Genomic DNA, 13,538 nt, shown 5'->3' with positions numbered 1-13,538 from the left:
CGGCGCCCGAGCACCGTCGCCTTTCCGTCCGCCCGGCCGGGGAATTCCTACTGCACCTCGACCAGGCGGCCGAAGACGACGACATTCCCGTCGTATCCGTGCTTCTTGGAGAAACCGCCGCCGCAGGTGATGACCCGCAATTCCGGGTCGCCCTTGGAGGCGTAGACGCGGTCGCCGGGGAAGTTGTTCTTATCGAACACCTCGATGCCGTAGATCTCGAAAACCGCCGTCCTCCCGTCCTTTCGGGCGACTTCGACGCGATTTCCCTTCTTGAGGGCTCCGAGGTTGTAGAACACGGCGGGGCCCTGTTTGTTGTCGACATGGCCGACCACGACCGCGGTGCCCTTCTCGCCCGGGGTGACCCCACCGGTGAACCAGCCGGCCAGGTTGGGGTCTTCGGGGGGCGGCGCCGAGACCCAGCCGTCCGCGTCGAGTCCGACCGGCAGCACCGGTGCGTCCACCCGGATCGTGGGGATCCGCACCCGGTCGGGCAGGGCGTAGGGCAGGGGCTGGACGTTGTTCGCCGCGGCGCCGGGGACGCGGCTGTCCGCCGCCGCGGCGGTGGCGGGCTGCGGCGGGCCGACGTCGAACTCGCCCGAGCCGTTGCGAATGAGGGCGAGGCCGGTCAGCAGAACCAGCGCTATGACGCCCCAAGGAGCACGCTTCTTCCGCCGCTCCTCCTCTGCAGCCGCTTCGGCCAGCTCCGACGCATCCATTCGTCACCCCTCTCGACGCGGCCGTCGCCGAGTCATTCCGCGCATACGGCAACGCTAAATGCCGTGCGGGCAACCGGCGACGGGGGTGGGGACGAACGGGTGGCCCGAACGACTTCGGTGCGCCATCCGAGTTGCCGCGGACCGGAAATTTCTGATGCTCCCGTGACCTGCGGCGATATCGGAATGCGCGGTGACGGCCCGGCGTGTCCTCTCACCGGTACGGACCATTACCGGCTGTCGCCGAAATGCGGGCGCGTCCACGGCATCTGAGGGTCTGTCTGGGAGGCGCTTTCTCGCCGACAGACCGGGGACGGCCCCCGGGGTGCCTTCCGCGGAGGAACACATGAGTACTCATCGTGCCCTGGCGGTCTCTGCCGCCGCGGTCGCCGCCCTCGGGCTCGCCGCGCCGGCGGCCGAGGCCGACGGCATGAACATCAACCCGAGCAACATCGTCGCCCTGCCCAGCGTCATCGCCCGGGGCGGTCAGCTGACCATCACCGTCGACGGCTGCCCCACCGGCGGCACGGCCACCTCGGAGGCATTCCGGAGCACGCCGCTCACCCCGGTCGACCACTCGCAGACATCCAGAGGAATGGCGACGGTCAACCGGGACGCGCGCAACGGCTCGCACAGCATCACCGTCAACTGCGGCGGCAAGTCGCTGACGAACCCGGCCGCCTTCACCGTCATCGGCGGTGTCCAGGGCGGTCTCGGCGGCAGCAACACCAGCGGCGCGACGCCGACGGACATGGCCATCGGCGGCGGGCTCGTGGCCGCGGCGGTCGTGGCCGGCGGCTTCTTCTGGCTGCGGCGCAGGTCCGAGAGGCGGATCTGACCCTCGCCGGTTCGGGACCTTCCCCTTGTGGAGCACCGCTCGCACGTCGACTTCGCCCCGGAATCCAAGAACGGTTCCGGGGCGAAGTTCTGTCGTCAGGCGCCTTTCTCGTCACGGCGGCGCGAGAAGTAGTACGCCGCTCCGACCGAGCCCGTGATGAGCGCCGCGCCCATCCCGATCTCCTTGAGGTCGAACCCGGCGATGCTGCCGCCCTCGCCGGCCTGCACGCCCCGGTGGGGGTTGAGCGGCACCGGTGTGGGGTCGACCGGTACGGGTGTGGGGTGGCGCGGATGGCCGCCGGCGATGGTCAGATCCGTGGAGCCGCTCGCGCCGTCACAGATGAACGTCACCTTGTACATCGCACCCGGCTTGGCGTCCCAGTCGACGGTCGCGCTGGCCCAGGACTGTCTGGGCGGGATGACGACCGTGTCGAAGACCGCCGAGCGGACCGTGGCCGGCCCCTTGCAGTCGCCGTCGCGGTTCACATGCAGGGCGACGTGGCCGCCGGCCGCGATGGTCGAGGGCAGCACGCTGAAGGCGAACGGCGTGATGTTGTGGCCGTCGTCCTTCGCGACGGCGGCCGGTGCGGAGAGGGCGAGGGCGCCGACGCCCAGCAGCGCGGCCGAAGCGACACGTATCGCGCGCATGGTGTTCCTCCGGTCCCGAGGAGCAGCTGCGGACTCTTTCCGCTGTCGGGAAAAATGCACCTCGATGACCGAAACGCTAGGAACAGGCGTGCGTGTGCGCGATTGGTGTAGTGCGAATGGGGCACGCGTGTGGGCCACCCAGGGGACGGCGACGGCGTGGCGCACGTCCCCCCGGTGGTTTCCGGGGCGGGGGCCGCCCGGGCTAGATGTGCGGGAACTAGATGTGCGGGAAGAGGTTCATGAAGGGCTCGGCCGAGGCGGTGATGCCGCGGGTGTAGGGCGCGTCGAAGTCCCAGACGAGGAACAGCAGGAACGCGATCAGGGCGGAGAACAGCCCGGCGAGGACCAGTTCGCGCACGGTGCGCCGGATCTGCAGCGCGAAGACCATGCCGATGGTGACCACGGCGCCGGCGAGCAGTCCGAACCACACCACGCCCGGCATGGTCGCCCCCATGGAGTCGGCCCGGGCACTGCGCGCCTGGTCCGCCGCGGTGACCTGGTCCAGCAGCGGCTGGTAGGCCTGGGCCTCGAAGTCCGTCCTGGGCCGGTAGTCGGTGACGTCCGCGCGGATGCGGCCGAAGAGCTCGTCGCCGCGCGGCGTGAGGCGTCCGTCGTCGGCCATCGTCCTCCACTCCGTATGGACGACTTGTCCGACATAGGCGTTGACATCCTCCCGAATCTGGTCGCGGATGTCGGCCGGATACACCCGCACCCGCTCCGAGATCTCGTGCAGCGCGACGGCCTCCGCCTGCACGTGGTCCTCGGCGGCGCTGCGCCCCTCCCACACCCCGGCGATGGCCAGGCCCAGGACGATGGCGTACACCACGCCGATCCACATCGTCATGTACTCGATGACGTCCGGGGTCTCGCTGGTGTCCTCGTCGTCGGGCGCGGCCCGGTGCCGTACGAGGGTGACGATGACCACCACGGCGCACGCGGCCAGCATCGCGAGGGTGAGAACAAGCCATTCCGGCAAGAGTTCCTCCAGGAGTCAGCGCGCCCGCAGCGCGGCGACGGCGATCACGGCGGGTGCCGTGATGAGCAGGACGAAGACGATCGGGGAGGTGCTGCTGTGCGTCGGCCTGGCCCGCACAGGCGCCCGGTAGTGCGGGTAGGCCACGGGGGCCGCGGACGGATGGCGGACGTGCTTGACCGTCGGCGTGAGGGTCGGGGTCGGTGTGGGGGCCGGAGGCGGTGGGGGCGGGGGAGTCGGGCGCGCACTCGGGCGCGGCGGGGCGGGCCGCGGGGACGGCGCGGGGGGAGGGGGCGGTTTGGGCTTCGGCGTGGGCTCGGGGGTGGGCTTCGGCGGTGGCGGTGGCGGAGGTGGGGTCGGAGTCGGCGTGGGTGTGGGTGTGGGGGGCGGCGGAGGTGTGGTGCACTCCGGTGGCATCGGCCAGGGGAGGTCGCCGGTGACCGCCACCGCCTGGGTGCCGTCCGGGCCTGCCGAGGCGTACGCGCAGGCGTCGGCCCTCGCCGTACCGGCCGGCACCCCCACCAGGAGCCAGGTCAGCAGCGCCAGCGCCAACGCCCTTGTCTTGATGGTGGTTTGGGTCGTTTCGGGTCCATGCACGACGAAGATCATGAGGCTTGGCGAGGCGAGGCACGCCGGAGCGCGCCGGGATTGGCACGAACGGAGGATCAGGCGGCCGTGGCCGTTTGACGGGTTCGTACGCGGGAGCCTGCCGATGCGCACGCGTGTGCGGGATGACGCCCCGGTGCCACAGGTTCCGGAAAGAAATTTGTGAGGCGGTTGAACACAACCGGTGGTCCCACTCGTACCCATGGCCGTGCGGCGGCGCAGAAGGGCGCTGCAACACCCTCGTATCTTTGGGGAGTTGACGATGAAGACCTCCTGGCGGAACGCCTCACTCGTGGCGAGCGCTGCGGCTGTGCTGGCGCTGACGACGGCGTGCGGTCAGGAAAGCAGCCCGTCGGTGGGCAGCCAGAATGTGGGCGCCACGGCCGCGGCCGGCGACTACGGCAGCGTCGGCGCCGGCGGTTCCGCCGCCGCCAGCCCCAGCAACGGTTACGGCGCCGACGGGCAGGCCCAGGCATCCTCCGCGGGCAAGCTCGCCGTTTCCCAGAACGCCGAACTCGGCAAGGTGGTCACGGACGGCGCCGGCAAGACGCTGTACCGCTTCGACGAGGACACCGCCGAGCCGCCGAAGTCGAGTTGTGACGGCGACTGCGCCAAGGCCTGGCCCCCGGTTCCCGCGGACGACGCCACGGCCGGCGCCGGCATCGACAAGGCCCTGCTCGGCGAGGTCACCCGCTCCGACGGCTCCAAGCAGCTCACCGTCGGCGGCTGGCCGGCGTACCGCTACGCGAAGGACGCCAAGGCCGGCGACATCACCGGTCAGGGCGTGGGCGGCAAGTGGTACGCGCTCGCCCCCAACGGCAAGAAGGCCACACTGGCGAGCCTGCCCGGCCTGTCGGTGCGCAACGACCCCAAGCTCGGCAAGATCGTCGTGGACAAGAACGGGATGACGGTCTACCGCTTCATCAAGGACGTGGCCTGGCCCAAGCCGATCTCCAACTGCGCCGGTGCCTGCCTGGAGAAGTGGCCGGCGGTCGCCCCGGTGAAGGCCGACGACACCAAGGGCGTCGAGAAGAAGGGTCTGATGGGCTTCACCCGCCCCGACGGCGTCAGGCAGATGACGGTCGACTGCTGGCCGGCGTACACCTTCTCGGGCGACAAGACCCCCGGGGACGTCAACGGTCAGGGCGTGGGCGGCACGTGGTACGCCATGGCGCCCGACGGAAAGCCGGTCGGCGCGCCGAAGAAGTAGGCATCACCTCCCCAGGGTTGATTGCACCCGACGCGCACGGCCCCGCGGCCCGTCCCCTCCGCACCGCACGGAGGGGGCGGGCCGCATCGTTGTGTGGCCACCGGGGGTCGGGGGGTTGTCCACGGGAAGGCGCAGCACCGGGCGAATGTGGCAATTGCCGCAGGCAGTGACCGGGAACGGACGGTCAATTTCCGGTTCCACTCGCCCTGTTGGCGGGCGATCAGTAGCCTCAGCTCGAACACCGGATCGCCTACGCCTTGGAGAGATAGATGGAGCGTCCCGCCTGGGCACCACGGAACGTCGACATCTCGGTGCCGAGTGTCTCGCGGATCTACGACTACTACCTGGGCGGTTCGCACAATTTCGAGGTCGACCGGGAGGCGGCCCGCAAGGCGATGGAGTTCATGCCGGGACTCCCCAAGATCATGCAGGCGAACCGGGCGTTCATGCGCCGTGCCGTGCGCTTCGCCCTGGACGAGGGCATCGACCAGTTCCTGGACATCGGTTCGGGCATCCCCACCTTCGGAAACGTCCACGAGGTGGCCCAGTCGGACCGGCCGGACGTCCGCGTCGCGTACGTCGACCACGACCCCGTCGCCGTCGCGCACAGCCAGGCGGTACTCGCCGGTAACGAGAACGCGGGCGTCGCCGCCGCGGACCTCCGCAAGCCCCAGGAGATCCTCGCGAGCCCCGAGGTGGAGCGACTGATCGACCGGAATCGGCCAGTGGCGCTGCTTCTCGTTGCCATACTTCACTTCGTGGAAGACGAGGACGACCCGCACAGCGCGGTGGCCGAGCTGCGCGACGCGCTCGCGCCCGGCAGCCTGCTCGTCCTCACCCATGCCTCGTACGAGGGGATCCCGCTCCCGGCCGAACGGGCCGCGGGCACGGTGGACGTGTACAAGGACATTCGCAACCCGCTGATCATGCGTTCGCGCGACGAGATCGCGCGGTTCTTCGAGGGGTACGACATGGTGGAACCGGGACTGGTGTCGATGCCGCACTGGCGGCCGCAGACGGCGCCGGAGGACGAGGATCCCTTTGCCTTCTCCGGGTTCGCCGGCGTAGGACGTACGGCGTGAGCGCGGAACCGGACGGGCCTGAGGACAGACTGCGCAGGTTCGCGACGATCTGGAGCCGGGCGGTCTTCCCGATGACCTCGACGTCGCTGACCCGGCCGGAGTTCGAGGAACAACTCCTGCCGCTGGCCCGTCGGTTGAGCGACGCGCTGCACACCCGCGCGCTGGACGCGGAGGAGGGCCGGGCGGTCGGTGCCGCCCTGGTCACCGCGCACTGCACCGACCCCGAGGCGCTGACCCGCACACTGGACTGCGTCGACGCCTACCTGGTGCTGTACTGCGGCGAGGAGGGCGATCCGGAGGAACTGCGGGCGCGCTGTGCGCGGTTGCAGCACACCATGGCCGCCGGGTTCGCGCAGGCGCTGCGCGAGCGGACGCGGGTCGAGCAGGAGGCGATCTCCGCTGCCGCGCTGAACGCGCAGGGCGTGGTGGCGCAGGCGCTGCACGCCACCGAGGCCCGCTTCCGTGCGGTCTTCGAAGGCGCGGCCATAGGGATCGGCATCGCCGATCTGGAGGGCAACATCCTCCAGGTCAACGGCGCCCTGCTGCGCATGTTCGGCCTGTCCGAGCCGAACTTCAACGCCCGTAACGTCAAGGCATGGACCCACCCCGAGGACGCGCCGCAGACGTGGACGCTCTACGAGGAGCTCGTCCGCGGCGAGCGCGAGCACTACCACCTCGAGAAGGCGTTCTACCGGCCTGACGGAACGGTCCTGTGGACCAACCTCACCGTCTCCCTGCTGCGGGACGCCGACGGCGACCCGCAGTACCAGCTCGCGCTCATGGAGGACACCACCGAGCGGCGGCTGCTCAACCTCCGGCTGCGCTACGAGGCCACCCACGACGCGCTCACCGGCCTGCCCAACCGCACCTTCTTCTTCGAGCGCCTGGAGAAGGCCCTGAGCGGCAGCCAGAGCCAGCGCTTCGGCCTGTGCTACCTCGACCTCGACGGCTTCAAGACCGTCAACGACAGCCTCGGCCACGCCGCCGGCGACCGGCTGCTGGTGGAGGTCGCGGACCGGCTGCAGGCCTGCGCGACCGCGCCCGGCGAGATGGTCGCCCGGCTCGGCGGCGACGAGTTCGTGGCGCTGACGACCGGCCCCGACACCGAGCGCGAGGTCGACGAGCTGGCCGGCCGCATCATGAACGCGCTGCTCGCCCCGATCCGTATCGACGGCCGGGAGCTGACCGTGCGCGGCAGCATCGGCATCGTCGAGGGCCCGGCGGGCGAGCGCGGCCCCGCGGAGGTGCTGCGCAGCGCCGACATCACCATGTACCGGGCCAAGTCGGCGGGCGGCAACCGCTTCGAGCTCGCCGACGAGGAGGCCGACGCCCGCGCCATCACCCGGCACGGCCTGACCACCGCCCTGCCGACGGCCCTGGACCGGGGCGAGTTCTTCATCGAGTACCAGCCGCTGGTGCACCTCGGCGACGGCAGCGTGCGCGGCGCCGAGGCCCTGGTGCGCTGGCTGCACCCGCAGCACGGCGTGCTCGGCCCGGACCGCTTCATCCCGCTCGCCGAACACACCGGCCTCATCGTGCCGTTGGGCCGCTGGGTGCTGGAGCAGTCGGTGCGCCAGGCCCGCGAGTGGCGCGAACGCTACGTCGACGCGGGCCCGTTGCGCATCAACGTCAACCTCTCGCCGTGCCAGCTCACGCACCCCGCCCTGGTGCAGGACACCGTCGACATCCTGGAGCGCGCGGGGGTCGCGCCGGACGCGCTGTGCCTGGAGGTCACCGAGTCGGCCCTCATCGGCGCCGACGACGACCTGCTCAAGCCGCTGCGCAGGCTGGCCGAGATGGGCGTCGACATCGCCCTGGACGACTTCGGCACCGGCTACTCGAACCTCGCGAACCTGCGCCGCCTGCCGGTGAGCATCCTGAAGCTGGACCGCTCCTTCACCCAGAGCATGCAGCAGTTCCCGGCGGACCCCGTCGACCTCAAGATCGTTGAAGGGATCGTTTCGCTCGCCCACTCCCTCGACCTCGCGGTGACGGTCGAGGGCGTGGAGACCGGGGCCCAGGCCGAGCAGCTGCGGATACTGGGCTGCGACACGGCCCAGGGCTGGTACTACGCCCGGCCGGGCCCGCCGGACCGGCTGCACGAGCTGGCCCTGGTGGACGCGACCGGCTGAACCGCGCCGGCCTCACGGCAGGGGAAGTGAGCGCAGGGAGCCGTGCGTCTGCGCCTTGACGACGAGGTGGTGTGCGTCGCCGCCCGGGACGACGAGCAGGGGGTACTCGCCGGACCGCGTCTGCGGGTACGGCGCCGACATGCGCGGGGCGGCGGCTCCGGTCGCGTGCGGGCCGGCGTGCAGGTCGATCGTGATCACGCGTCCCCGGGCGGCGCGGTCGTTGACGGGCGTGAAGGTCACGAACCGGCCGTCGGCCACGGCGGCATTGCCGTCGGTGGCGTAGGTGCTCCACAGCCTGCGCCGGCCTTCGAGGTCGTAGGCGTTCCAGTCGCCCGCACTCGTGTCCTCCGCGCCGGCCTCGTACAGCACGAGGACCCCGTCGTCGGAGATCACCCCGCGTACGGGCTTGTTGATCGTGTTTTTCGGTGTCGGCAGCGGCTTCAGCGTCGTCGGATCCAGGCGCCGCATGGGCGGGAAGGTGTCCCCGGCGAAGTCGGGGCTGCCGGTGCAGACCAGGTAGTGGCCGCCGGAGACGAGGTGCAGGCACTCGAAGCCCGTGGGGCTTGTCGCCACCGTGTCGCCGCTGCGGGCGTCGCGGGCGGTGACCTGGCTGCCGTCGGCGGTGTAGACGCGGCCCCGGAACGCGGCGATGTGCTCGGACGAGTCCCAGGCCACGGTCCGGTGCCACAGGGCCGTGCCGTCGGATGCCCGAACGGCGTCCAGGACGGCCGTACGTGAGGCGGGATCCGCTCCGGAGACGGCGTAGACGACGCCGTCCGCCGCACCCAGGGCGGCGTAGGTGCCGCCGGTGGACGGCCGATGGGTCCACGCCCGCGCACCGGTGCGCAGATTCGCCGCGCGCAGCACACCGGCGACACCGGTCACGGCCCGTTCGTCGGCCGCGTCGAGGACCAGCCCTGCGCTCTTGCCGCGGTCACTCGCGGGCACGGTCCAGGTGGCACGGCCGTCGGCTCGCGAATGCCCCACGAATCCGCCGGAGTTGGTCGCGCACACGACCTGATGCGCCGTCGCGCCACAGGTACCGGAGGCCTCCGCGGCGGACAGCTTGACGTCCCAGGCACGCCACGGACCGGAGACGGGGGCAGGCGCCGCCGCGTGGCGGGAGGCGCCGGGGGACGGTGCCGTCGCCGCCGTACTCCTCGAAGTGCCGGGCGACGCACCGCCGGTACCAGTGTCGCCCGCTTTCGAACATCCGGCGCCCAACAGGCCGCACAGCGCCAAGCCTGCTGCAACTACCGTTGTGCGCCTACGCCGTTGCCCTGGCACCGTCGCCTCCCCTGCGAACGCGGCCCCGGGTGAGGGCTGGTGGGCACAAGGTAGCGACGGCCCAGGGGCTGGTGCTACGCCTCAGGCGGCGCTGCCGCGCAGTTCGTCGAGCGCGTCGCGGGTCAGCGTGCGGGGGTCGTGCTCCGGGTCCACGAGGACGACGGTGCACTCGGCGCTGTGGGCCAGGGCCATGGTCAGGCTGCCGTCGGTGAACTGGGCGAGCGGGCCGCGCGGGGAGCGGCCGACGGCTATGGCCCGTGCGTCGACGCGTGCCGCGTGCCGGGCCAGGAGCCGGCCGGCCGCCGCGTGGTCGCCGACGCCGACCAGGATCTGACCGGTGGCGGTGACGCCCTGGCCGGCCAGCCGGTCGAGGTGGCGGGTGACCGCGTTCCGCGCGGCGTCGGCGGGTTCGGTGTCGGCCGCCTGGTCCTCCACGACCGCGGTCTGCTGGACGTGCACGACCTCCAGCGGGCTGTCGCTCTCGCGGGCGAGGCGGGCGGCCGCGTCCACGATGACCGCGGCCCGTTCGTGCGCGCCCACGGCGACGATGACGGGCGCCGTGCCCGGCGCGGCGGGAGCCGTGACCGGGGTGAGGGTCGGGCCGACCTGCTCGCCCTCCTCCGCGCGCTCCTCGGCCTTGCGCAGCAGCTGGTGACCGCTGGCCAGGACCGGGACGGCGACGACGAACGTGGCGGCTCCGACGTAGAAGGGCACGCTCAGGTCGGTGGCGTCGGCCAACTTCCCGGCGACGTAGGGCGCGAGGCCGCCGCCGATGAAGCGCAGGAAGCCGTACGCGGAGGAGGCGACCGGCCGTTCGACGGGCGAGACGAGCATGACGGCCTGGGTGGTCAGGGTGTTGTTGATGCCGATGAAGGCGCCGCTGACGATGACGGCGACGATGACCACGGCGGGTGTGCCGACGCCCGCGGCGATGACGGCCATCACGACGGCGAGGCCGAGCAGGTTGGCGTACAGGACGGGCGCGGTGCCGAAGCGGCCCTGCAGGCGCGGGGCGAAGAAGACGCTGAACAGGGCGACCAGCAGGCCCCAGCCGGTGAAGACGAGGCCGAGCCGGTGGGCGCTGAGCTCCATCGGGTAGGGCGCGTACCCGAGCATCGTGAAGAAGCCCCAGTTGTACAGCAGCGCCATGATGCCCAGGGTGAGCAGGCCGCGGTGGCGCAGCGCCTTCAGCGGGGCGACGGGGGAGGTGGGCCTGGCGGGTTTGGGCAGCGACGGGACGAAGGCCAGGGTCGCCACCAGTGCAATCGCCATCAGCACGGCCACGCCGAAGAAGGGGCCGCGCCAGCTGATGGCGCCCAACTCGCCTCCGAGCAAAGGCCCGACGGCGATGCCCAGGCCGAGGGCGGTCTCGTAGAGGATGATCGCGCCGCCGAAGCCGCCGCTGGCCGAGGCGACGATGACGGCCAGGGAGGTGGCGATGAACAGGGCGTTGCCCAGGCCCCAGCCCGCGCGGAAGCCGACGATGCCGTTGATGGAGCCGGAGGTGCCGGCCAGGGCGGCGAAGACGACGATGACGGCGAGACCGACGACGAGGGTGCGTTTGGCGCCGAGCCGGCTGGAGACCCAGCCGACGATCAGCATCGCCACGGCGGTCACGATCAGATAGCTGCTGAACAGCAGGGAGACCTGGCTGGGCGTGGCGTGCAGGCTCGAGGCCAGGGCGGGCAGGATCGGGTCGACCAGACCGATGCCCATGAAGGAGATCACGCAGGCGAACGCGACGGCCCAGACGGCCTTCGGCTGCTTGAAGGGGCTTGCGGCCCGCTCGTGCGAAGCACTCATGTGCGGTTCTCTTCCGGGGAGTTGAGGGGGTACGGGGGTCAGTCCTCGGCGGCGCTGTCGCCGATGGCGCGGGCGAGGGCGGGCAGGGCGGTGCGGACCGCCTCCTGCTCCGGACCGGTCAGCCGCTCGACGATCTCCTGCAGCGCCTGGGCGCGCTCGGTGCGCCGCTGCCGGAAGACCTCCATGCCCGCGTCGGTGGCCTCGACCAGCACGCCCCGCCCGTCCCGGCTGTCGGCGGTGCGCCGGACCAGCCCGGCCCGCTCCAGACGGGTGACCAGCTGGGTCATGTTGGGCTGGGACACGCGCTGGGTGCGGGCCAGATCGGTCAGCCGGTACGCGCCCTCGCGGCCCAGGAAGCCGAGCACGGACGAGGCCGCGGTGCTGAGGCCGCCGGTGGTGGCGCTGCGGCGCACGTGGAGCACCAGCTGCTCCACGGCGATCATCAGCGCCTCGGGTGAATCCTGGGTGTCCGCCGATTCCATAACCCGCTTATGCATAACCGCATTATGCAGATAGCTGTAGCGTGAAACAAGATGCTGGAGGCGACTACCTCGGTGGAGGCCGGGTCAGCGCTCCAGCAGCATCCGCTGCAGCTCCCGTGCCGCGCGCGGCGGCGCCACATCGCTGCGGTGGGCCAGGGCGATCGTCCGGTGCAGACCGGGCCTGGCCAGCGGCGTCACCCGCAGGCCGCGCCCCGAGCGGGTGGCCACCATGCGCGGCACGACGGCCAGCCCCAGCCCGGCCCGGACGAAGCCCAGCACCGCGTCCATCTCGCCGCCCTCGACCGCGAAGTCCGGCTCGAAGCCCTCGGCGCGGCAGGCGGCCACGGTCAGTTCGCGCAGGTCGTAGCCGTGCCGGAACATCACCAGGCGTTCGCCCTCCAGGTCGGCGATGCGCACGGTGCGCCGGCCCGGGCCGCCGGGCGCGGGCGCCTCCGGCGAGGACACCACGACCAGGTCCTCGCGCAGCAGCTCCACCGTGGTCAGCGCCGGGGACGGCGTCGGCAGCGGCAGGACGACCAGGGCGAGGTCGAGCGCGCCGCGGGCGAGTTCCCGTACGAGATCGTGGGAGCCGCCCTCCTCGATCAGCAGCCGGATGCCGGGGTAGCGGTCGTGGAAGGCGCGCAGTACGTCCGGCAGCAGGCCCGTGCACACGCTCGGCGTCGCGCCCAGCCGGATCCGGCCGCTGCGCAGCTGCACCAGCTCCTGCACCTCGTGCCGGGCCGTGTCCGCGTCGGCCAGGATGCGGCGGGCCAGCGGCAGCAGCGCCTCGCCCGCGTCGGTGAGCGTGATGTTGCCGCGCGCCCGCAGGAAAAGATCGGCCCCCAGCTCCCGCTCCAGTGCCTTGACCTGCTGGGACAGGGACGGCTGGGCGACGTGCACGAGGTCCGCGGCGCGGGTGAAGTGCCGGGTCTCCGCGACGGCGACGAAATACTGAAGCTGCTGGAACTGCATGGTGTCACGATAGCTTCCGGCTATTGAATCAAGCCGGACCATGTCTTGGACCGATCGGCCTATTGCGTTTTAGCGTCTTGACTCATGGCTCTGGCAACGCGGACGGACCGACGACCGTCCATGGCGCGCACCGTGTGGGACAGCTCGGTCGGCAAGAAGACGGTGATGGCCGTCAGCGGCGTGATCATGCTCCTGTACCTGGTCGCGCATGTGATCGGCAATCTGAAGATCTTCTTCGGTGCGGGGGAGTTCAACCACTACGCGCACTGGCTGCGCACCGTCGGCGAGCCGTTCATGCACTACGAGTGGACGCTGTGGCTGATCCGCGTCGTGCTGGTCGTCGCGGTCGTCGCGCACGCGGTCTCGGCCTACCAGCTCAGCCGCCGCGACATCAGGGCCCGGCCCAGCAAGTACGTGCACCGGAAGCCCAAGGCGAGCTACGCCACGCGCACCATGCGCTGGGGCGGCATCATCCTCGCGCTGTTCATCGTGTGGCACATCCTCGACCTGACCACCGGCACCGTGCACTCCGGCGGGTTCCAGGAGGGCCACCCGTACCAGAACGTCGTGGACACGTTCTCCACCTGGTACGGCAACGTCATCTACATCGTCGCGATGCTCGCGCTCGGCCTGCACATCCGGCACGGCTTCTGGAGCGCCGCACAGACCCTCGGCGCCGGCAGCCGCACCCGCGACCGCGCCCTGAAGACCTGCGCCAACGTCCTCGCACTGCTGCTCACGGCCGGCTTCATCGCCGTCCCCGTGGGCGTGATGACCGGAGTGGTGAGCTGAA

13 protein-coding genes are annotated in these 13,538 nt (G+C 71.3%); 5 read left to right on the top strand and 8 right to left on the bottom strand.

Annotated elements, in window-relative coordinates; genetic code table 11:
- Positions 1–47: 47 nt before the first annotated feature.
- Positions 48–716 (bottom strand): class F sortase, encoded by a 669-nt coding sequence (locus tag ACIBN2_RS19030; protein WP_399135621.1) that lies wholly within the window; start codon positions 714–716, stop codon positions 48–50.
- Positions 717–1,059: 343 nt separating this feature from the next.
- Between ACIBN2_RS19030 and ACIBN2_RS19025 the strand changes: the two genes are divergently transcribed.
- On the top strand, positions 1,060–1,551 hold the full coding sequence (locus tag ACIBN2_RS19025) for a hypothetical protein (RefSeq protein WP_399135620.1): 492 nt from the start codon (positions 1,060–1,062) through the stop codon (positions 1,549–1,551).
- 95 nt (positions 1,552–1,646) lie between these two features.
- Here ACIBN2_RS19025 and ACIBN2_RS19020 read toward each other — a convergent pair whose 3' ends face one another.
- The 3 genes from ACIBN2_RS19020 to ACIBN2_RS19010 all read right to left on the bottom strand — a co-directional run bounded on the left by ACIBN2_RS19020 (position 1,647) and on the right by ACIBN2_RS19010 (position 3,768).
- Positions 1,647–2,198, bottom strand: a complete 552-nt coding sequence (locus ACIBN2_RS19020; protein ID WP_399135619.1) for a hypothetical protein — start codon at positions 2,196–2,198, stop codon at positions 1,647–1,649.
- Between the two features lie 217 nt (positions 2,199–2,415).
- The gene (locus ACIBN2_RS19015) at positions 2,416–3,174 is read right to left on the bottom strand and encodes a hypothetical protein (RefSeq protein ID WP_399135618.1); all 759 of its coding nucleotides are present in this window, start codon (positions 3,172–3,174) and stop codon (positions 2,416–2,418) included.
- Positions 3,175–3,189: 15 nt separating this feature from the next.
- Positions 3,190–3,768: a hypothetical protein gene (locus tag ACIBN2_RS19010; RefSeq protein ID WP_399135617.1), complete on the bottom strand. Its 579-nt coding sequence runs from the start codon at positions 3,766–3,768 to the stop codon at positions 3,190–3,192.
- Positions 3,769–4,039: 271 nt separating this feature from the next.
- Between ACIBN2_RS19010 and ACIBN2_RS19005 the strand changes: the two genes are divergently transcribed.
- The 3 genes from ACIBN2_RS19005 (at position 4,040) to ACIBN2_RS18995 (ending at position 8,201) form a co-directional block, all read left to right on the top strand.
- Positions 4,040–4,987 (top strand): SCO0930 family lipoprotein, encoded by a 948-nt coding sequence (locus tag ACIBN2_RS19005; protein ID WP_399135616.1) that lies wholly within the window; start codon positions 4,040–4,042, stop codon positions 4,985–4,987.
- A gap of 269 nt (positions 4,988–5,256) precedes the next feature.
- Entirely contained in the window at positions 5,257–6,069 is an 813-nt protein-coding gene (locus ACIBN2_RS19000) for an SAM-dependent methyltransferase (RefSeq protein WP_399135615.1), read from the top strand.
- On the top strand, positions 6,066–8,201 hold the full coding sequence (locus tag ACIBN2_RS18995) for a putative bifunctional diguanylate cyclase/phosphodiesterase (RefSeq protein WP_399135614.1): 2,136 nt from the start codon (positions 6,066–6,068) through the stop codon (positions 8,199–8,201). The genes ACIBN2_RS19000 and ACIBN2_RS18995 overlap by 4 nt, the downstream gene beginning before the upstream one ends.
- Before the next feature lie 12 nt (positions 8,202–8,213).
- On the opposite strand, the gene ACIBN2_RS18990 is transcribed toward ACIBN2_RS18995, so the two are convergent.
- From ACIBN2_RS18990 to ACIBN2_RS18975, 4 genes are all read right to left on the bottom strand, one after another.
- Positions 8,214–9,488: a PQQ-binding-like beta-propeller repeat protein gene (locus ACIBN2_RS18990; protein WP_399135613.1), complete on the bottom strand. Its 1,275-nt coding sequence runs from the start codon at positions 9,486–9,488 to the stop codon at positions 8,214–8,216.
- Positions 9,489–9,569: 81 nt separating this feature from the next.
- Positions 9,570–11,291: an MFS transporter gene (locus ACIBN2_RS18985; RefSeq protein ID WP_399135612.1), complete on the bottom strand. Its 1,722-nt coding sequence runs from the start codon at positions 11,289–11,291 to the stop codon at positions 9,570–9,572.
- Between the two features lie 38 nt (positions 11,292–11,329).
- Entirely contained in the window at positions 11,330–11,788 is a 459-nt protein-coding gene (locus ACIBN2_RS18980; RefSeq protein WP_399135611.1) for a MarR family winged helix-turn-helix transcriptional regulator, read from the bottom strand.
- A gap of 69 nt (positions 11,789–11,857) precedes the next feature.
- Positions 11,858–12,745, bottom strand: a complete 888-nt coding sequence (locus ACIBN2_RS18975; RefSeq protein ID WP_399135610.1) for a LysR family transcriptional regulator — start codon at positions 12,743–12,745, stop codon at positions 11,858–11,860.
- A gap of 120 nt (positions 12,746–12,865) precedes the next feature.
- Here ACIBN2_RS18975 and ACIBN2_RS18970 point away from each other — a divergent pair, with 120 nt between their 5' ends.
- On the top strand, positions 12,866–13,537 hold the full coding sequence (locus tag ACIBN2_RS18970) for a succinate dehydrogenase (protein WP_399135831.1): 672 nt from the start codon (positions 12,866–12,868) through the stop codon (positions 13,535–13,537).
- Position 13,538: the final 1 nt, after the last annotated feature.

Origin of the sequence: Streptomyces sp. NPDC050534 (assembly GCF_044457745.1) — a bacterium.
Taxonomy (GTDB): Bacteria; Actinomycetota; Actinomycetes; order Streptomycetales; family Streptomycetaceae; genus Streptomyces.
Note: the sequence above shows the minus strand (reverse complement) of the source record. Positions and strands in the feature narration are given on the sequence as shown.